This is a genomic window from Streptomyces sp. NPDC054932 (assembly GCF_053610205.1).
The window spans coordinates 12,360-31,633 of record NZ_JBSGXU010000088.1 but is presented as its reverse complement, the minus strand read 5'-3'; the positions used below and the strand labels follow the sequence as shown (position 1 = coordinate 31,633).

Genomic DNA, 19,274 nt, shown 5'->3' with positions numbered 1-19,274 from the left:
GGAAGATCCAGCCCGTCCGGCGTTTGAGGCGCGGGGGTCCGGGGGCGGAACCCCCGCAAGGTGCCGCGCAGCGGTAGCCCACACGGGCGCAGCCCATCGGCAGTCGAACGTCCGTACTTTAGCCCCAGCTTGTCCGGATTTGTCGACGAGCGTGTAACAGGGGTTAGCAAGGCCATGGCCTGAGGGAATCACCGCGTCATGAACCACAACGCACCCCTCCCCCTCGCCCACCTCTCCGGCAGCCGCCCCCGCGTGCTGACCCTCGCCCAGCTGCGCGAGCACGGCGTCACCGCCTCCGACGCGGCCGGGCGGCCCTGGCAGCAGATCCTGCCCGGGGTGTTCCTGCTCCACTCCGGCCCTGCGACGAGCGAGGAGCGCCTGCACGCGGCGCTGCTGTACGCGGGACGGCGCGGCGGCGAGGCCATGATCACCGGGCTGGCGGCGCTCGCCCTCTACCGGTTCAGCTCCGCGCCCGCGCTGCTCGCCCTCTCGCACATCGACGTGCTGGTGCCCGGGACGCGGCGGCTGCGCTCCACCGGGGACGTGCGGATCGTCCGGACGCACACCCCGCTGCGGTCCCAGGAGGTGACCGGGCTGCCGGTCGCGCCCGTCGCGCGGGCCGTCGCCGACGCCGTCACCCAGCTCTCGGACGCCGGCACCGTACGCCGCCTGCTGAGCGAGGCCGTCCGCGGCGGGCACTGCGAACCGGCCGCCGTCGTACGGGAGCTGACGGTGGCCCGGCTGCTGAACCGGCCGCACGTGGTCGACGCGGTCGAGTCGCTGCTGGCGGAGGGCCGGGCCATTGCCGAGGACCGGCTGTACCAGGTCGTACGGGGCCACGAGCTCCCCGACCCCGTCTGGAACGTCGACCTCCGGCTGCCCGGCGGCCCGCACCTCGGCGGGGTCGACGCGTACTGGCCCGAGCACGCCGTGGCGGTGGAGATCGACACCCGCGCCCCGCGCCAGGGGGAGGACGAGCAGTGGTCCGAGTCCGTGCGCAAGCGCGAGACGCTGGAGCGGCTCGGGGTGACCGTCATCCACATCACCCCCCGCAAGCTCCGCGACTGGCCCGAGCAGCAGGCCGCGGTCGTCCGGACCGCCCTGACCGCGTCCGCCGACCGGGAACCCGCCGCCTACCTGGTGGTACTGCCCAGGTGAGGCGAGTACTCCGGGGTGCTCCAGAGCAGCCGCCCCGGGTGCACGCTCTCGACGACCGACTCCACCCGGAAGCGGGTGCGGCGGCTCCCGTCGGCCCCGAATTCCGTCCGGGCCCGGCCGCTGAGCTGCAGGGCCGCCCCGCTCTCCCAGTCCGGGAAGAGCAGTCCGGCCCGCGGATCGGCCGTCAGGTTCCCCAGGGTCAGGAACATGGCGTTGCCCGCATAGTCCGGCCAGGCCAGCTCGACCGGCGAGAGCACCTCCACGAAGCCCGGCAGCCCGCCCCGGTGACTGGCGTCGGCCCCGTCCGCCTCCGCCGTGGTGGCGACGAAGAAGGTGTCGGCGCCGCGTACGGTCCGCTGCTGGCCAAAGGTCAGCTCCGTCCCGCGGCGCACGACCCCGGCCCCCTCCGCGACCAGCTCCAGCGGCTGCCGCTTCTGCAGGTACTTCGGGCAGTTGGCGAAGACCTGCTCCACCTCGACGGCGAAACCCCGCCGCGTCACCGAGAGGGTTCCGTTCAGCCGCATCCGGCGCCGGGTGCGCGGGTCGAGCGCGATGGTCCCGACCCGGGTCCCGGCCGTGGCCAGCGCCCCGGCGAGCGGGTCGCCCGCCGGCGGACCGCCCACGACCGCGATCCGGTCCGGCCCGGTGGCCCGTACAAAACCGGGCGCACCGGTGAGCAGGGAGGCCCACACCCGCCCCGTACCGTCGGCGGCGCCGACGACCAGGTGCGGCTGGAGCTCCAGGAAGACCGCGGCGACGTCACGGATGCCCGTACCGATCGAGCGTCCGACGTGCTCGGCGAGGTCGCGCACGCCGAGCCGCTCCTGCACGGCCAGCGACCCCCAGTGGTACGTCCCGGACATGACGAGTTCCTTCCCGAAGGTGTCCACGCAGCATGCCTAACCTTCTAAATAGACATTAAAGGTTAGGCATTCGGGTGTCAACCGCTCACGTACCCTTGAGGGGTTAGCAGCGCGAGGAGGCTTACATGACGGCGGCGGATCCACGACCCCTGACCGGGGAGCCGGTCGCCCTCGACCTGCTCAACACCCGCTGGGTCAGCGAGGGCGAACCCCTGGACCTCTTCGCCGGTGCGGCCGGGCTGACCCGGGTGGAAGGGCTCGCGGTCTGGCTGGAGAGCACCGGCCTGGCCGACCGCTTCCGCGCCGACGCGGCGACCCTCGTCCACCTGCTGACCGCGCGCGAGGCACTGGCCCGCGCCGTCGCGAACCCGGCCGACGAGAGCGCCCGCACCCTGGTCGACGCCGTGCTGGAGCACGGCCGCATCCGCGCCACCCTGACCGCCGAAGGCCCGGGAGAGCGCGCCGAGTTCGCCGATCCCGCCTGGGGTCCGGCCTGGACGGCGGCGCGCGACTACCTCGACCTGCTGGGCTCGGCACCCGACCGGATCCGCAAGTGCGCCTCCGAGAGCTGCGTCCTGCGCTTCTACGACGTCTCGCGCAACGGCACCCGGCGCTGGTGCTCGATGGCCGCCTGCGGAAACCGGGCGAAGGCCTCACGCCACTACGCGCGCACGCGCGAGCGCTGACCGCTCGAAATCTGTCACACCCGCACCGGGGCGCAAACACGTCCCGGTGCTGACGCATGGCCATCAAGTCGATAAATCGACCCATCCATCCCTGTGGTTCGCACCGCTGTGCCCCGGTACGGCCGCGCTGGCGCATTCCTCGCGCTGGCGAGAGTCCGCCATGGCAGGTCTCGGTCAATGACAACCCTCCCCAAAGAGCTGTCACTTAGGCCAAGCTGACCGGTCATCCGGCACCGAAATCCGGACCGTATCTTTCACTTACCAGGGATGCTGATGACCCTCGAATCCCCCAGCTCCATAACCGGGGCCAGACGCGTCGCGCGCGTCGCGGCCGCGGCCGGACTGGTCGCCGCTCTCGCGGCCACCGGCGCCGGGCCCGTCCTCGCGGCGACCGGCGCGGACACCCCGGGCACCTCGCCCGCGGTCAAGTCCGCCGATCAGAAGCTCGGTTCGGCCGACGCCGAGCTGCTTCAGCAGGCCAAGGCCAAGGGTGACGCGAACGTCACCGTCATGGTCGCGACCGCCCCCGGCCAGACCAAGCAGGTGGCGGAGCAGCTCGGCGCCGTCCAGGGCGCCTCGGTGGGCCAGACGTACGACAAGCTCGGTTACGTGCGCGCCACCGTGCCCACCGGCAAGGCGGAGGCCGCTCTGAAGGCGGCCACCAAGCTGCCCTCGGTGCACGGCATCGACCTGCGGCACGAGATCCAGCTGCCGGACCCCCGTCCCGACGCCAAGGGCGAGTCGGGCGCGGTCAAGAAGACCGCCGCCGAGACGTACGCGGCGCCGGACAGGAACACCCCGGCGAAGAACCCGTACAACCCGTCCTTCGAGACGGGTGCGGTCGACTTCGTGAAGGACAACCCGCAGGCCGACGGCCGCGGCGTGACCATCGGCATCATGGACTCGGGTGTCGACCTCGGTCACCCGGCCCTGCAGAAGACCACGACCGGCGAGCGCAAGATCGTCGACTGGGTGACGGCCACCGACCCCATCACCGACAACGACGGCACCTGGCGCGCGCAGATCACCCCGGTGACCTCCGCGGGCGGCACCTTCACCGCGGGCGGCCAGAGCTGGAAGGCCCCGGAGGGCAGCTTCCAGTGGAGCCGCTTCAGCGAGTCGATCACCGCCACCGGTGACATGGCGGGCGACGTCAACCGGGACGGGGACACCACCGACCGGTTCGGCCTGCTCTACGACGCCGCCGCCGGCACCGTCCGCGTCGACACCGACCAGGACGGCGACTTCACGAACAACGAGCCGATGAAGCCGTACAAGGACGGCTACCAGATCGGCTACTTCGGCACGGACAACCCGGCGACCGAGGTCGCCGAGCGCATCCCGTTCGTGATCGAGATCCGCAAGGACGTCCCGATGGACCCGCTCGGCGGGGACTGGGTCGGCAAGAAGGCCGACTTCGTCAACGTCGGCATCATCGAGTCCGAGCACGGCACGCACGTCGCCGGCATCACCGCCGCCAACAGCCTCTTCGGCGGCAAGATGAACGGCGAGGCGCCCGGCGCGAAGCTCGTCTCCTCGCGCGCCTGCTCCTGGTCCGGCGGCTGCACCAACATCGCGCTGACCGAGGGCATGATCGACCTCGTCGTCAACCGCGGCGTGGACATCGTCAACATGTCCATCGGTGGCCTGCCGGCGCTGAACGACGGCAACAACGCGCGTTCCGAGCTCTACAAGAACCTCATCGACACCTACGGCGTCCAGCTGGTCATCTCGGCCGGCAACTCGGGCCCGGGCGTCAACACCATCGGCGACCCCGCCCTCGCGGACAAGGTCATCTCCGTGGGCGCGTCGGTCTCCAAGGAGACCTGGGCCGCCAACTACGGCTCCGGTGTGAGCACGAAGTACAACATGTTCCCCTTCTCCTCGCGCGGTCCGCGTGAGGACGGCGGCTTCACGCCGACCATCAGCGCCCCCGGCGCGGCCATCAACACCATCCAGACCTGGCTGCCCGGCGCCCCGGTGAAGGAGGCCGGCTACACCCTGCCGGCCGGTTACGGCATGCTCCAGGGCACCTCGATGGCCTCGCCGCAGGCGGCGGGCGCCAGCGCCCTGCTGATCTCGGCCGCCAAGCAGCACAACATCAAGCTGACCCCGGCCTCGCTGCGGGTCGCGCTCACCACCGCCGCCAAGAAGATCGACAACGTCCCGGCGCACGCCCAGGGTTCGGGTCTGATCAACATCCCCGGCGCGTGGGAGTCCATCCAGCGTGACGCGAAGGCCAACGAGTTCACCGTCCAGGCGCCGGTCGACACCGCGATCGACCAGTTCCTGAAGACCCCGGGCTCCGGAACCGGCCTGTACGACCGTGAGGGTGGCCTCAAGGTCAACCAGAAGAAGGTCTACAACGTCGTCGTCACCCGCACCACGGGCGTCAAGTACGGCACCCGGCACGACCTGAGCTGGCGCAACAACGACGGCACCTTCAAGGTCGTCGGCGGCTACGACTACGTCACCCTGCCGCTGAACAAGCCCGTCACCATCAAGGTCGAGGCCAACGCCAAGTCGGCCGGCGTCCACAGCGGCATCCTGCAGCTGGACGACGAGACCACCGAGGGCATCGACAAGCAGATCCTGACGACCGTCGTGGCTTCCGCCCCCCTGGCCGCGCCGTCGTTCGCCCTGTCGCAGAGCTCCTCGGTGCAGCGCAACAGCCACAAGTCGTACTTCGTGACCGTGCCGCCGGGCGCCAAGAGCCTGGAGGTCGCCCTCGGCGGTCTCGCGGCGGGCGCCCAGACGCGCTTCATCGCGATCCACCCGTACGGCGTGCCGGTCGACCCGACGGCCACGACCAACTGCTACCCGAACTACGACAACCCGGCCAACACCTGCCGCCCCGACGTGCGCTCGTACCCCGAGCCGACGCCGGGTGTCTGGGAGATCGAGGTCGAGGCCCGTCGTACGTCGCCGGTGCTCGACAACCCGTTCAAGCTGGACGTCTCCGTGCTCGGCGCGGCCTTCGACCCCGCGGTCAAGGTCCTGCCCGAGGTGAAGCAGGGCACTCCGGCCCCGGTCCAGTGGAGCGTCAAGAACGCCGGCGCGGCCATCACCGGCGGCAAGCTCCAGGGCGGTCCGCTCGGCTCCGCGAAGGTCGCCAAGCCGACCATCGCGAACGGTGAGACCCACAGCACCGAGATCGCGGTCCCCGCGGGCACCTCGCGCCTCGACGTCGCGATCGGCAAGGTGTCCGACACCGCCGCCGACCTCGACCTGGAGGTCTACAAGGACGGCGTCAAGGTCGGCTCGGCCGCCGACGGCGACTCCGAGGAGGCCGTGAGCCTGGTGAACCCGGCCGCGGGCACCTACACCGTCAAGGTGATCGGCTACGCGATCCCGTCCGGCTCCACCACGTACGACTACCGCGACGTGTTCTTCTCGGCCGCCCTGGGCTCCGTCCAGGTCGACGAGGCCGCCGCGGTGAACCTCGCCACCGGCGCCACCGCGCAGGTCTCGGCGAACGTCCTGGTCAGCAGCCCGGCCCCCGAGGGCCGTCAGTTCTTCGGCCAGGTCCAGCTGCTCAACGCCCGCGGCACCGCCGCCGGCACCGGCAGCGTGCAGATCGAGAAGGTCCTCCCGTAGGACCCTGCAGGAAACCCGAGGGGGCGGTGCTCTGACGAGCACCGCCCCCTCGGGCCTTTCCCCGCTCTGCGCGCCTACTGCGCCTACGGCCTGCCGAGCGAGCGCAGCGACTCGGCGTACGTGCCGACCGCGTGCGCGATCACGTCCAGGTTGGTGTCGAAGACCCTCAGGTCCACGTTCTTCAGGTCGTCCCCCGCCCCGTGGTAGTTCGGGTCGTACGGGGCTCCGGCCGTGCCGCCGTGGCGCCCCGCCTGCTCGGCGGTCTTGATGCCCTCGGCACCGGTGAAGGTGCCGCCCGCCGGGATGCCGTTCGCGATGAACGGGCCGTAGTCGGAGCGGCCGTCGAAGTCACTGCCCTCGTGCGGCTTGCCCTTCTTGTCGAGGAAGCCGTTGATCAGCGCCTCGATCCGGTCCGAGCCCGCCGGGCCGGCGCCCGCGCCCGTCCTGTCCGAGTCGTCCCCGTCGTAGACGAACTGCACCGGGTTCGGCGAGGCGATCATGTCGAAGTTCAGGTAGAGCGCCACGTCCTTCTTCTGCTGCTCGGACAGCTGCGCGACGTAGTGCTCCGAGCCCAGCAGGCCCAACTCCTCCGCCGACCACCAGCCGAAGCGCACCTTGTTGGCGGGCCCCCTGCCCTTCTTGTTGGCGCCCTCGTCCGCGAGCTTCAGCGCCACCTCCAGCAGTCCGGCCGAGCCGGAGCCGTTGTCGTTGATGCCCGGGCCTGCGGGCACCGAGTCCAGGTGGGCGCCCAGGGCCACCACGCGGTCGGAGCGGCCGCCGCGGGTCTCGGCGATCACGTTGCGGGTGGTCTTCTTCTCGATCTGCTGGTCCAGCTCCAGGCGCACGCTCACCTCGCCCCGGGCGGCGGCCGCGGCCAGCGCCTCGCCGTCGGCCAGCGTGATGCCCGCGCTCGGGATGATTCCGTCGGCGGGCGAGGAGAACCCGCCGCGCACCGGCGTGGTGCCGCTGTGGTTGTAGACGATCACGCCGAGCGCGCCGGCCCCGGCCGCGGCCCGCTGCTTCTCCACGAAGGTGCACGCCCCCCGCTTGACCAGGGCGATCTTCCCCGTGAAGGCACCCGCCGGGTAGTCGTCGGCCGTGCAGCCGGGGGTCTCGTCGACCCGGGCCGCGGCGAGCGGCGCGACCAGGCCGCCGGCCGGGGTGGACCGGGTGAAGGTGAGGGCGGCGGTGGCCAGCTCCCGGGGGTCCGGGCCGAGGACGGTGGTCCGCTCCGTCCTCGTGTGCGCCTCGTGGATGTCGAAGTCCTGGTATGAGACCTGGTACCCGGCCTTCTTCAGCGTCTCGTACACGTAGGCGGCCGAGGCCGCGTGGCCCGGCGTACCGGCGGCGCGGTTGCCGCCGTTCGCGTCGGCGATCTGCTGGAACTTCTTCAGGTGGCGGTAGGCGCCCTTGGCGGTGACCTCCTCCACCAGTTCCCCGGCCAGTCTGCCCTCGCGCGGGTGGGCGGCCACCGGAGCGGCGGTCAGCAGGACGGGCGCGGCGACGGCGGCGGCCGCGAGGGCGGCGAGCGCCGGTATGGACCGGCGGCGGTGGCGGATGGCGCGCACGGTGGATCTCCCCGAATCGGATGGTTCGTTCTGCGGTCGGCCATGTCCGGACAACGGTCATGACAGACCGGACGCTAACCGGCTCCGACCAGGCAAAACGGGTGCTCAGGCGCCCTGCAACAGGCCCGCCACGAACTCGACACAGGGGTTCACATCCGGGACACCGTCCGTTCCTCGGACAATGGATTGGACAAGGCTCGTGGGGTCGTACGCATGATGGCTTCACGCGCGCCCGCGTCGTACGTACCAAAAGGAGTCACCGTGAGGGTCGGAATCGTCGGAGCCACCGGACAGGTCGGCGGAGTCATGCGCGGCATCCTCGCCGAGCGGAAGTTCCCGGTGGACGAGCTGCGGCTGTTCGCCTCGGCCCGTTCCGCGGGCTCCACCCTCGAATGGGAGGGCCGGGAGATCACCATCGAGGACGCCTCCACGGCCGACTACGCGGGCCTGGACATCGTGCTGTTCTCCGCGGGCGGCGCCACCTCCCGGGCGCTGGCCGAGAAGGTCGCCTCCCAGGGTGCCGTCGTGATCGACAACTCCTCCGCCTGGCGCGGCGACCCTGAGGTCCCCCTCGTGGTCTCCGAGGTCAACCCGCACGCGATCAAGAACCGCCCCAAGGGCATCATCGCGAACCCGAACTGCACCACCATGGCCGCGATGCCGGTGCTGCGCCCGCTGCACGACGAGGCCGGCCTGACCGCGCTGGTCGCCACCACCTACCAGGCCGTCTCCGGCTCGGGCCTGGCCGGCGTGGCCGAGCTCAAGGGCCAGGCCTGCGCGGTCTCCGAGGCCGCCGACCAGCTGACCTTCGACGGCGGCGCGGTGGACTTCCCGGAGCCGGCCGTCTACAAGCGTCCGATCGCCTACAACGTGGTCCCGCTCGCGGGCAACCTGGTCGACGACGGCTCCTTCGAGACCGACGAGGAGCAGAAGCTCCGCAACGAGTCCCGCAAGATCCTGGAGATCCCGGAGCTCAAGGTCTCCGGCACCTGCGTGCGCGTACCGGTCTTCTCCGGCCACTCCCTCCAGGTCAACGCCCGCTTCGCGAACCCGATCAGCGTCGAGCGTGCCCACGAGCTGCTCCGGGACGCCCCGGGCGTCGAGCTCTCGGAGATCCCGACCCCCCTGCAGGCGGCGGGCAAGGACGTCTCGTACGTGGGCCGCATCCGCTCCGACGAGACCGTGGAGAACGGCCTCGCGCTGTTCCTCTCGAACGACAACCTCCGCAAGGGCGCGGCCCTGAACGCGGTGCAGATCGCCGAGCTGGTCGCCGAGGAGCTGCGCGGCTGATCCCGCTCACCCGACGTGAGGGCGGCACCGTGACGGTGCCGCCCTCACGTGCGTCCGTTTCGCCTGTGGATTAGTCCCGCGCGCGAGCCCTGTCCGGATGGCAGGATGGCCGGGCAACGTCACCATCGAAGGAGATGAACGCGTGCCAGGCACGAATCTCACCCGTGAAGAGGCTCAGCAGCGGGCAAAGCTGCTCACCGTCGACTCCTACGAGATCGAACTCGATCTCAGCGGTGCGCAGGAGGGTGGCACCTACCCGTCCGTGACCACCGTGCGCTTCCAGTCGGCCGAGGCCGGGGCCGAGACCTTCATCGACCTGGTCGCTCCGGCCGTGCACGAGGTCGTCCTCAACGGCGAGTCGCTGGACGTCGCGGCGGTCTTCCGGGACTCCCGGATCGCCCTGGGCCACCTGGCGGCCGGGGTCAACGAGCTCCGCGTCGTCGCGGACTGCGCGTACACCAACACCGGTGAGGGCCTCCACCGCTTCGTCGACCCGGTCGACCAGCAGGCCTACCTCTACACCCAGTTCGAGGTGCCGGACGCGCGGCGGGTCTTCGCCAGCTTCGAGCAGCCCGACCTGAAGGCCACGTTCCAGTTCACCGTGACGGCCCCCGAGGGCTGGACGGTCATCTCGAACTCCCCGACGCCGGAAGCCGCGGACGTCAAGGACAACGTCTGGCGCTTCGAGCCGACCCCGCGCATCTCCTCGTACATCACCGCGCTGATCGTCGGTCCGTACCACGCGGTGCACAGCTCGTACGAGGGCCCGGACGGCCAGTCCGTACCGCTCGGCATCTACTGCCGGCCCTCGCTCGCCGAGTTCCTCGACGCGGACGCGATCTTCGACGTGACCCGGCAGGGCTTCGACTGGTTCCAGGAGAAGTTCGCCTACGCCTACCCCTTCGCCAAGTACGACCAGCTCTTCGTCCCGGAGTTCAACGCGGGCGCCATGGAGAACGCGGGCGCGGTCACCATCCGCGACCAGTACGTCTTCCGCTCGAAGGTGACGGACGCGGCGTACGAGGTGCGCGCGGAGACGATCCTCCACGAGCTCGCGCACATGTGGTTCGGCGACCTGGTCACCATGGAGTGGTGGAATGACCTGTGGCTGAACGAGTCCTTCGCGACGTACACCTCGATCGCCTGCCAGGCGTACGGCGAGGGCTCGAAGTGGCCGCACGCGTGGACCACCTTCGCCAACTCCATGAAGACGTGGGCCTACCGGCAGGACCAGCTGCCCTCCACGCACCCGATCATGGCCGACATCCGTGACCTCGACGACGTCATGGTCAACTTCGACGGCATCACCTACGCCAAGGGCGCCTCGGTGCTCAAGCAGCTGGTCGCCTACGTCGGCATGGACGCCTTCTTCAAGGGCGTGCAGGCGTACTTCAAGGCGCACGCGTTCGGGAACACGCGCCTGTCCGACCTGCTGGGCGCCCTGGAGGAGACCTCCGGCCGCGACCTGACCGCCTGGTCGAAGGCATGGCTGGAGACCGCCGGCATCAACATCCTGCGCCCGGAGGTCACCACCGACGCGAACGGTGTGATCACCGCCTTCGGTATCCGCCAGGAGGCCCCCGCGCTGCCCGCCGGCGCCAAGGGCGAGTCCACCCTGCGCCCGCACCGCATCGCGGTCGGCCTGTACGAGCTCCAGGACGGCGCCCTCGTGCGCACCGACCGGATCGAGCTGGACATCGACGGCGCGCTGACCACCGTGCCGGAGCTGGTGGGCCGCACCCGCCCGGCGGTCTTCCTGCTGAACGACGACGACCTGTCCTACGCGAAGGTCCGCCTGGACGAGGAGTCCCTCGCCGCCGTCACCGCGCACATCGGCGACTTCACGGAGTCCCTGCCGCGCGCCCTGTGCTGGGCCTCGGCCTGGGACATGACGCGCGACGGCGAGCTCGCCACCCGCGACTACCTCGCGCTGGTGCTCTCGGGCATCGCCAAGGAGTCCGACATCGGCGTCGTCCAGTCGCTGCACCGCCAGGTGAAGCTGGCCATCGACCTGTACGCCGACCCGGCGTGGCGCGAGGAGGGCCTGGCGGCCTGGACCGAGGCCACCCTGGAGCACCTGCGCGGCGCGGAGCCGGCCGGTGACCACCAGCTGGCGTGGGCGCGGGCGTTCGCGGCGACGGCCCGCACCGAGGGACAGCTGACCTACCTGTCGGCGCTGCTCGACGGTTCGGCGGAGATCGAGGGCCTGGCCGTCGACACCGAGCTGCGGTGGACGTTCCTGGAGCGGCTCGCCGCGACGGGCGTCGCCGGGGAGGCGGCCATCGCGGCGGAGCTGGAGCGGGACGCCACGGCGGCCGGCGAGCGCCACGCGGCGACCGCCCGGGCGGCGCGCCCGACGGCGGAGGCCAAGGCCGAGGCATGGGCCTCGGTGGTGGAGTCCGGCGACCTGCCGAACGCGGTCCAGGAGGCGGTGATCGGCGGCTTCGTCCAGACCGACCAGCGCGAACTGCTGGCCCCGTACACCGGGAAGTTCTTCTCGGCGGTCAAGGACGTCTGGGAGACCCGCAGCCACGAGATCGCCCAGCAGATCGCTGTGGGCCTCTACCCGGCCCTGCAGGTCTCGCAGGAGACCCTGGACGCGACGGACGCCTGGCTCTCCTCGGCCGAGCCGAACGCGGCCCTGCGCCGCCTGATCTCGGAGTCCCGCGCGGGCGTCGAGCGCGCGCTGAAGGCTCAGGCCGCCGACGCCGCCGCCGCTCAGGTCTGACGGCTCGCGCCGTGGCCGGGGCTCCGCCCGGACCCCGCGCCTCGAATGCCGACGGCTGAATTTCAGCCCGTCCGGCATTTGAGGACCGGGTCCGGGCGGAGCCCGGAAAACCCCTACCGCCGGGCCGAAGCGACCTCGCGGAGAGCCGCGAGGACGTGCGACAGCGCGGGCGCGGATTCGGCGCCGCGGCGGACCGCCGCGATCACGTGCCGCGTCGGGCGGTCGTGGGCCAGGACCCGGACGGCCACGCCCGGCGCCCGGCCCGAGGCGCGGCTCGACACCATGCGCGGGACCAGGGCCACGCCCATCCCCGCCTCGACCATGGCCAGGATCGCGGTCCAGCCGGACGCCGAGTGCGCCTGTTCCGGGACGAAGCCCGCGGCTTCGCACGCGGACCGGGCGATCTGCGACCAGGGGCCGCTGCCGCCGTAGATCCACGGGTCGCCGGACAGGTCCGCCAGCCGCAGATCGGCCGCGGCCGCCAGCGGATGGCCCGGCGGGAGCGCCACGTCCAGCGGGTCCTCCAGCAGCACCACCCGGGTGAACCGGGGGTCCCGCGCGGTCGGCGCGTGGGCCGCCAGGGACAGCGCCAGGTCCACGCCCCCGGCGGACAGCAGCTCGTAGGACTCCGCCGCCTCCGTCTCCCGGACCCGGACCTCCACCCCGGGGTGGGCCCGGCGCAGCGCGGCCACCGCCGGGACCACGAGCGCCGGTACGGCGGTGGAGAAGGCGCCCACCCGGACCTCCCCCGTGTCCCCGGCGAGGTACCCGGCCAGTTCCGCGTCGGCCCGTTCCAGTTGTGCGAACACCGCCTCCGTGTGCCGCAGGACGAGGTGGGCCGCGTCCGTGAGCCGCACCCGGCGGCCCTCGGCCTCCAGCAGCACCACTCCCAGTTGCCGGGCGAGGTTCGTCAGTTGCTGCGAAACGGCCGAGGGCGTCATGTGCAGCGCCTCGGCCGTCCGGGTCACGGTCCCCTGTTCGGCGAGGGTCCGCAGGATCCGCAGCTTCTTGATGTCCCACTCGGTCATGGGCCCGAACCTACCGCCGGGCACTCCCCAGCCCGACTCCGCCGAGGATCAGCGCCATGCAGAGCAGCTGCGCCGGTCCGGTCCGCTCGCCCAGCAGCAGGAGGCCGAGTGCGGCCACGCAGACCGGCTGGAGGTAGTAGACGACTCCCGCGCGGGCCGCCCCGATCATGGAGACGGCCCTGTTCCAGGCGAAGAAGGCGACGGCCGAGGAGAACACACCGACGTACAGCAGCGGTCCGACCGTCCCGGCGGTGATCTCGAAGCCGCCCTGGACGGTGACGGAGACGGCGTAGGCGGGTGCCAGCATCAGCGCGCCGAGTACGAAGGTGGTGATCAGGAAGGCCAGTCCGCCGAGCTCGGCGGGCTTGCGCTTGAGCAGGGCGCTGTACGTGGCGAAGGAGAGCGCGGCGCCGAACATCCACAGGTCGCCGGCGCCGAAGTCGAAGCCGACCGAGCCGTCCCCGACGAGCAGCAGCACCCCGAAGGCGGCGAGCAGCATGCCGAAGGTCCGCCGCTTGCCGAGCCGTTCGCCGCCGAGGCGGGCATAGAGCGCCATGATGACGGGCGAGGCGGCCATGATCATGCCCATGTTGGAGGCGGAGGTGGTCAGTCCGGCCTGGTGCACGAGCGTGTTGTAGAGGGTGACGCCGAAGAGCGAGGCGAGGGCGACGAAGCCGAAGTGCCGCCGGATCAGGGCCCGCTGCTGCCATGCCTGGCGGGCGGCGAAGGGGGCGACGGCGAGCAGGGCGATGATCCAGCGCCAGAAGACCGCCTGGACGGGCGGGACGGTCTCGGCCATGCCCCGGGTGGCGACGAAGCTGCCCGACCAGACGACCGTCGCGAGGAGGGCGAGGAGCACGCCGAGCCCGGCGGCACCCTTCTTCCCCGTGCTGCCGGGCCTGGCTTGCGAGACGGTACGGACGCGGTCCATGACGGCCACTGTGGGTCTGCTCCTCGGGGTCGGCGGGTGCTTCGTGGACTACCGTCGCACCCCGCTATCCGTCAGGTCCATCGAAATGTTCTGATCGTTCTTTTCAGGAGAACTGAACGGTTTGGTGGTCGTGCGGGCGGCTGCCAGCTGACCGGCGACGGTGGCCCCGAAGGCGATGGCCATCCCCACGAGCTGCACGGGGGACAGCGCCTGCCCGAGGGCCGCCCAGCCGATGATCGCGGCGGTGAGCGGGGAGAGCGGGCCGAGCAGGGTGACCGAGGTGGCGCTGAGGGCCCCGATGCCGCGGAACCACAGCCAGTACGCGATACCGGTGTTGATCAGCATCATGTAGCCGTAGCCGAGGAGGGCCCTGCCGTCGAGCGCGGGCGGAGCGCCCTCGACGAGGGCGGCGACCGGGACGATGAACAGTCCGCCCGCGGTGAGCTGCCAGCCGGTCATCGCCAGCGGACCCACGCCCTCGGGACGGCCCCAGCGCTTGGTCATCACGGTGCCCGCGCCCATGGAGGCGGAGGAGATCACACCGGCGACGACGCCGACCGTGTCGAGTGCGGCCTCGGCGGTGAGGACGACCATGCTCACGCCGAACGCGCCCACGACGGCGGCCAGCACGGTGCGCAGGCTCGCCCGCTCCCCGAGGAGGAGCGCGGCCAGTCCTACGACGAACAGCGGGCCGGCGGCGCCCAGTACGGCCGCGACGCCGCCGGGGAGCCGGTAGGCGGAGAGGAACAGCAGCGGGAAGAAGGCGCCGATGTTGAGGATGCCGAGGACGGCGGACTTCCACCACCACTGGCCCTTGGGCAGGGTACGGGCCAGGGCGGTCAGCAGCAGCCCCGCGGGCAGCGCCCGCATGACCCCGGTGAACAGCGGCCGGTCGGGCGGCAGCAGTTCGCTGGCCACGGCGTAGGTCGAGCCCCAGGAGATGGGGGCGAGGGCGGTCAGGGCGACGGTGGCCAAACGCTTCATGGCGGGTGGCTCCTCGATCGGGTGAGGGAAGCGGACGGGTGGGCCGGGGACGGCCTAGGCGGCTGCGGTCGCGGGGGCCGGCGCGGCGGGTTCGACGACCGCCGGCGGCTCGGCGTGCACGGCCTCGGCCGGCAGGTGCCGCTCCAGCCGGAGCAGCGCCAGGGCGGCGCCGAGGGCGGCGACGGTCAGGACGGCCCAGGGCAGGCGGCCGTCGACGGCGAGCAGGGCGGTGAAGAGGGAGGGGGCGAGCGCACTGGCCAGCGAGTAGGACAGCTGGTAGGTGGCCAGGTAGCGGCCGCGGACCGCCTCGGGGGCGGCGGAGATCGACAGCGCGCCGCCGGAGGGGCTGTGGACGAGCTCGCCGAGGGTGTAGACGACGACGATCGCCAGCAGCGCGATCAGGGTGACGCTCTGGCCGGGCCGCAGTGTGCCGAGCACGATCTGCCCGACGAAGGCGGCGGCGAACAGCAGGGCACCGAGGGCGGCCGATCGGGTGCGGCGGGCGCCCGAGCGGCGGACCCGGCCCGCGATCAGGACGCCGATCCCGGCGCACAGGACGGTGTTGACGGTGAAGGCGGCTCCGGTGAGGGAGTCGGGGGCCATCAGCCAGGTGGAGAGGTAGAGCGGGAAGAGGACGGAGAGCGCGGAGTAGCCCAGCGCGGTGAGGAAGTTGGCGGCGGTGAGCCCGAGGAAGGGCCGGTCGCGCAGGACCGTCCGGTAGCCGGCGGCTCCGGTCGGTGCGGCGCCGACCGCGCCGGTCGCGCCGCCCGCACGGACCGCACGAACCCGGCCGACGAGCAGTCCGGCGAGGGCGAAGGCCAGGGAGTTGCCCCAGGCGGTGTACGTGAATCCGCCGGTCCCCCACAGCGCCAGCACCCCGGAGACGAGCAGGGCGCCCGCCCCCATCCCGGCGTTCTGCAGGGCCCGGGTGGAGGCCTGGAGCCGGTCGCGGGCGGCGCCCCGCGCCACCTCGCCGATCAGGGACTGCTGGACGACGCCGAAGGAGCGGTCGGCGAGCGCCGTGACCAGGGCGACGGCCGCGAAGGCGGGCAGGGAGCCCGCGAAGGGGTAGAGGGCGAAGCCCAGCGCCCGTATCCCGTAGAGCACCAGGTTGACCCGCTTGGCGCCGAACCGGTCGACGGCCGAGCCGGCCAGCGGCATGAACGCCAGGCCGGCCAGCCCGGTGACCGTCATGACCAGGCCGACGAGGGTGAGGGAGAGGCCGGTGACGTGGTGGAAGAAGACCAGCGAGAACGGGATGTACATACCGATCCCGACCGCGCTGATACCGATACCGAGGAGCAGCGACCGCTCCCCCGCGACCTTCGCTTCCCCGGATGCGACCGTCTTCCCCGTGAACACTGCCATGGCCTCTCCCCCGGACTCGGTTGCTGATAAGTAGCTTACCGCTAAGCTACTTATCGTCAAGCAACTTTCTTGCGAACGATCTCGGGGAAGCCGGATACTGCAGACATGAGTGACGACAAGGACGCAGTGGACGCGATCACGGCCCAGTGGTTCGCTGTGCGCCCGGACCTGGAAACGGCCCCCATGGCCGTCTTCGGACGCATCTACCGGATCGCGAGGGCCATGGGCGACGCGATGGAGCAGTGCTACGCGCGCTTCGGCATCTCACGCGGCGAGTTCGACGTCGTGGCCACGCTGCGCAGGTCGGGGGACCCCTACACGCTCTCGCCCCGCCAGCTCTCGGCCACCCTCATGCTCACCACGGGCGGCATGACCGGGCGTCTGGACAAGCTGGAGAAGGCCGGGCTGCTCGTGCGCAAGCCCGATCCGCACGACCGGCGGGGGCTCCAGGTGACGATCACCGATCGCGGCCTGGCACTCATCGACGAGGCCGTCACCGCCGGGCTGGAGGTGCAGCGCGACGGACTCACGGGGCTGACCGACGAGGAGGTCGCCCAGCTGACCGGCCTGCTCCGCAAGGTGCTGGCCGGCCTCTGAGGACACGACAAGGCGCCGAGGGTCAGCGTACGGCCGGATGAGATCGGCGATACGGACCCCCGGCGCCCGGGAAGGTCTGCTGGTCCCGGCCCCGCGGGGCCGGACCGGCTCAGGCCTGCTTCTGCTGCCTGTCCGACTTGTCGAGGACCATCACAAGACCCGTGATGACCAGGAAAATCACGATCGGGAGGGCCACGTACAGGCCGACGGTCTCACCGATGCTCAGGCCCGGGCCCGGGTCGTCACCGTCGTCGCGGGTGAGCGCGAGGGCGGGAGACGTCATCAGCAGCATCATCAGCGCGGTTCCGGCCGTGACGGCGCCGGCGCGCAGAGCGTTCTTCTTGTCCACGGTGCAAACGTAGCGAACACCTAAACGGGGCGCGCGCCCGGGGGTGCCGTACGAGGCCGTGCGCCCTCCCCCACCGCGCTCAGCAGGGCGTTCGCCCGGGGCGAGGAGGCCAGCTCCTCCAGGCTCAGCGGCCGGCCGGCGCCGTCGGCGACCGGCAGCCGCCAATTGGGGTACTGGTCCCAGGTGCCCGGCAGGTTCTGCGGCCGCCGGTCGCCCACCGCGTCCGGCAGCCATACGCCGACCAGCCGCGCGGGGGTGCGCAGCAGGAAGGCGTACAGGGCCCGTACGGCGGCCTCCTCGCCCTTGGTGTCCAGTCCCAGCCCGTCCAGCAGTTCCAGCCACTCGGCGGTGTCGGCGGCGTCCTCGGCCCGCTCCAGCTCGGCCGGGCGGGTCAGCAGGCCGAGCCGGTCGCGCAGTTCCACATGGCCCCCGGCGAGTTTCGCGGCCGTGGGCGGCAGGTCGTGGGTGGTGACGGTGGCCAGGCAGTCGGCCCGCCAGGCCTGCGGGGCGAGCGGGCTCCCGCCGCCGTCCCAGTCCCGCTCGAACCAGAGCACCGAAGTGCCGAGCACCCCGCGCCGGGCCAGTTCCTGACGGACCCGCGGCTCCACCGTCCCGAGGTCCTCGCCGATGACCGGCGCGCCCGCCCGGTGGGCCTCCAGGACCAGGACCGCCAGCATGGCCTCGCCGTCGTAGCCGACGTACGCGCCCTCCGCGGGCGGGGTGCCCTCCGGGATCCACCAGAGCCGGAACAGGCCCATCACGTGGTCGATCCGCAGGGCGCCCGCGTACCGGAACACCCCGCGCAGCAGGGACCGGAAGGGGGCGTAGCCGGTGTCGGCCAGCACGTCCGGGCGCCACGGCGGCAGGCCCCAGTCCTGGCCGCGGGCGTTGAAGGCGTCCGGCGGGGCCCCGACCGAGATGTGCCGGGCGTAGCAGGGTGAGCCGAAGACGTCGGAACCCTGCGGGTGCACCCCGACGGCGAGGTCGTGGACGATGCCGACCGTCATGCCGGCCTCGCGGGCGGCCCGCTGGGCGGCGGCGAGCTGGCCGTCCGTCAGCCAGACCAGCCAGCGGTGGAAATCGCTCCGCTCCTTCGGGTCCTCCTCCCCGGCGTGCCCGGCGCACCAGGCGGCGTGCACGTCCAGCGGGGCGCCCTGCTCGGCACAGAACGCCCGGTAGTCGGATTCGCGTTCGGGCGTGCGCGGGACGGCGTACAGCAGCTCCAGGGCGGACCGCTTGAGCTCCCAGACGGCGTCCCGGTCGATCAGCGCGCCCTTCTCCAGGACCTGGCGGCGCAGTTCCCCGCCGCGGGCGGCGAGCTCGTCGAGGGCCCGGCGGTCGGGGCAGTCGGCGTATTCGGGGACGTCCTCGATCCGCAGGTGGACGGGGTCCGGGAAGCGGCGCGAGGAGGGCCGGTACGGGGAGGGGTCGGTCGGGGTCCCGGGCACGGCCGCGTGCAGCGGATTGACCTGGATGAAACCGGCGCCGTGCGTCCGGCCCGCCCAGCGGGCGAGTTCCGCGAGGTCACCGAGGTCGCCCATGCCCCAGGAGCGCTCGGAGAGCAGGGAGTAGAGCTGGACGAGCAGCCCGTGGGCCCGCTCGGGCGCGGCCGGCGCCCGCTCCGGGGCCACGATCAGGGTGGCCCCGGCCGTCCGGCCGTCGGGGGCCTCGGCGGTGAGCCGGTGGACCCCGAGGGGCAGCGCGGGACTCCACGGCACGTGCTCGCCGGTGTCCTCCAGGACCACCCGGATCCGGGTCGTGGGCGGCAGCGCCGCCAGGGCGGGCGGCAGCGCGGGCGCGGCCGGGTCCCCCTGCCAGTGCACCAGGGTCGGCGGCAGCAGCCGCGCGGCCTCCTCCCGCTCGGCCTCGCGGGCCCCCGCCCGCACGTCGTCAGGGGTGTCGACCACCGCCCCCAGCAGCCCGAGGACCGCCTTGACGGTGGCCTGCGGCACCGGGACGGTGACGTCCGCGGCGGGCCGGTAGTCGGTGGCGACGCCGTACTGGGCAGCGAGCCGGGCCAGGTCGTCCATCTGCGGGCGCTCCTTCGTGCGTGCGGGCATGAGGGCATGAGGATGTGTCAGAAGAGTGGTGCACAGGGGTCGGACGCCGCCGGGGAACACCGCGTCC

At 72.1% G+C, this 19,274-nt stretch carries 14 protein-coding genes; 6 read left to right on the top strand and 8 right to left on the bottom strand.

The genetic code is table 11. The features are described from left to right. Window positions 1-198: 198 nt before the first annotated feature. A complete protein-coding gene (locus ACWGE1_RS23145; protein WP_453422388.1) occupies window positions 199-1,158 on the top strand; it encodes a hypothetical protein in 960 nt (319 codons plus the stop codon). On the opposite strand, the gene ACWGE1_RS23140 is transcribed toward ACWGE1_RS23145, so the two are convergent. Further along, a complete protein-coding gene (locus ACWGE1_RS23140) occupies window positions 1,134-2,021 on the bottom strand; it encodes a pyridoxamine 5'-phosphate oxidase family protein (protein WP_453422389.1) in 888 nt (295 codons plus the stop codon). The genes ACWGE1_RS23145 and ACWGE1_RS23140 overlap by 25 nt on opposite strands. A 125-nt stretch (window positions 2,022-2,146) precedes the next feature. Here ACWGE1_RS23140 and ACWGE1_RS23135 point away from each other — a divergent pair, with 125 nt between their 5' ends. Together ACWGE1_RS23135 and ACWGE1_RS23130 are read left to right on the top strand one after the other, a co-directional pair. Continuing rightward, window positions 2,147-2,707, top strand: a complete 561-nt coding sequence (locus tag ACWGE1_RS23135; protein ID WP_453422387.1) for a CGNR zinc finger domain-containing protein — start codon at window positions 2,147-2,149, stop codon at window positions 2,705-2,707. 273 nt (window positions 2,708-2,980) lie between these two features. Beyond that, window positions 2,981-6,304, top strand: coding sequence for a S8 family serine peptidase (locus tag ACWGE1_RS23130; protein ID WP_453422386.1), 3,324 nt, complete (start codon window positions 2,981-2,983; stop codon window positions 6,302-6,304). A gap of 83 nt (window positions 6,305-6,387) precedes the next feature. On the opposite strand, the gene ACWGE1_RS23125 is transcribed toward ACWGE1_RS23130, so the two are convergent. Next, complete coding sequence (locus ACWGE1_RS23125) at window positions 6,388-7,872, bottom strand: M28 family metallopeptidase (RefSeq protein WP_453422385.1); 1,485 nt, start codon at window positions 7,870-7,872, stop codon at window positions 6,388-6,390. 261 nt (window positions 7,873-8,133) lie between these two features. Here ACWGE1_RS23125 and ACWGE1_RS23120 point away from each other — a divergent pair, with 261 nt between their 5' ends. After that, the gene (locus ACWGE1_RS23120; protein ID WP_453422384.1) at window positions 8,134-9,162 is read left to right on the top strand and encodes an aspartate-semialdehyde dehydrogenase; all 1,029 of its coding nucleotides are present in this window, start codon (window positions 8,134-8,136) and stop codon (window positions 9,160-9,162) included. A gap of 142 nt (window positions 9,163-9,304) precedes the next feature. Then, window positions 9,305-11,890: an aminopeptidase N gene (pepN, locus tag ACWGE1_RS23115; protein ID WP_453422383.1), complete on the top strand. Its 2,586-nt coding sequence runs from the start codon at window positions 9,305-9,307 to the stop codon at window positions 11,888-11,890. Window positions 11,891-12,003: 113 nt separating this feature from the next. Here pepN and ACWGE1_RS23110 read toward each other — a convergent pair whose 3' ends face one another. Genes ACWGE1_RS23110 through ACWGE1_RS23095 form a run of 4 tightly spaced genes read right to left on the bottom strand, consistent with a single transcriptional unit; the run spans window position 12,004 to window position 16,201 of the window. Then, window positions 12,004-12,918 (bottom strand): LysR family transcriptional regulator, encoded by a 915-nt coding sequence (locus tag ACWGE1_RS23110; protein ID WP_453422382.1) that lies wholly within the window; start codon window positions 12,916-12,918, stop codon window positions 12,004-12,006. A 10-nt stretch (window positions 12,919-12,928) separates the two neighbouring features. Continuing rightward, window positions 12,929-13,849 (bottom strand): DMT family transporter, encoded by a 921-nt coding sequence (locus ACWGE1_RS23105; protein WP_453422381.1) that lies wholly within the window; start codon window positions 13,847-13,849, stop codon window positions 12,929-12,931. Window positions 13,850-13,897: 48 nt separating this feature from the next. Further along, window positions 13,898-14,833 (bottom strand): EamA family transporter, encoded by a 936-nt coding sequence (locus tag ACWGE1_RS23100; RefSeq protein WP_453422380.1) that lies wholly within the window; start codon window positions 14,831-14,833, stop codon window positions 13,898-13,900. Window positions 14,834-14,887: 54 nt separating this feature from the next. Continuing rightward, window positions 14,888-16,201: an MFS transporter gene (locus ACWGE1_RS23095; RefSeq protein WP_453422379.1), complete on the bottom strand. Its 1,314-nt coding sequence runs from the start codon at window positions 16,199-16,201 to the stop codon at window positions 14,888-14,890. A 105-nt stretch (window positions 16,202-16,306) separates the two neighbouring features. On the opposite strand from ACWGE1_RS23095, the gene ACWGE1_RS23090 reads away from it, so the two are divergent. After that, window positions 16,307-16,798, top strand: a complete 492-nt coding sequence (locus ACWGE1_RS23090) for a MarR family winged helix-turn-helix transcriptional regulator (RefSeq protein WP_453422378.1) — start codon at window positions 16,307-16,309, stop codon at window positions 16,796-16,798. A gap of 109 nt (window positions 16,799-16,907) precedes the next feature. On the opposite strand, the gene ACWGE1_RS23085 is transcribed toward ACWGE1_RS23090, so the two are convergent. Then, entirely contained in the window at window positions 16,908-17,147 is a 240-nt protein-coding gene (locus ACWGE1_RS23085) for a hypothetical protein (RefSeq protein WP_453422377.1), read from the bottom strand. A gap of 20 nt (window positions 17,148-17,167) precedes the next feature. Continuing rightward, window positions 17,168-19,207: a 4-alpha-glucanotransferase gene (locus ACWGE1_RS23080; protein ID WP_453422376.1), complete on the bottom strand. Its 2,040-nt coding sequence runs from the start codon at window positions 19,205-19,207 to the stop codon at window positions 17,168-17,170. Window positions 19,208-19,274 lie beyond the last annotated feature (67 nt).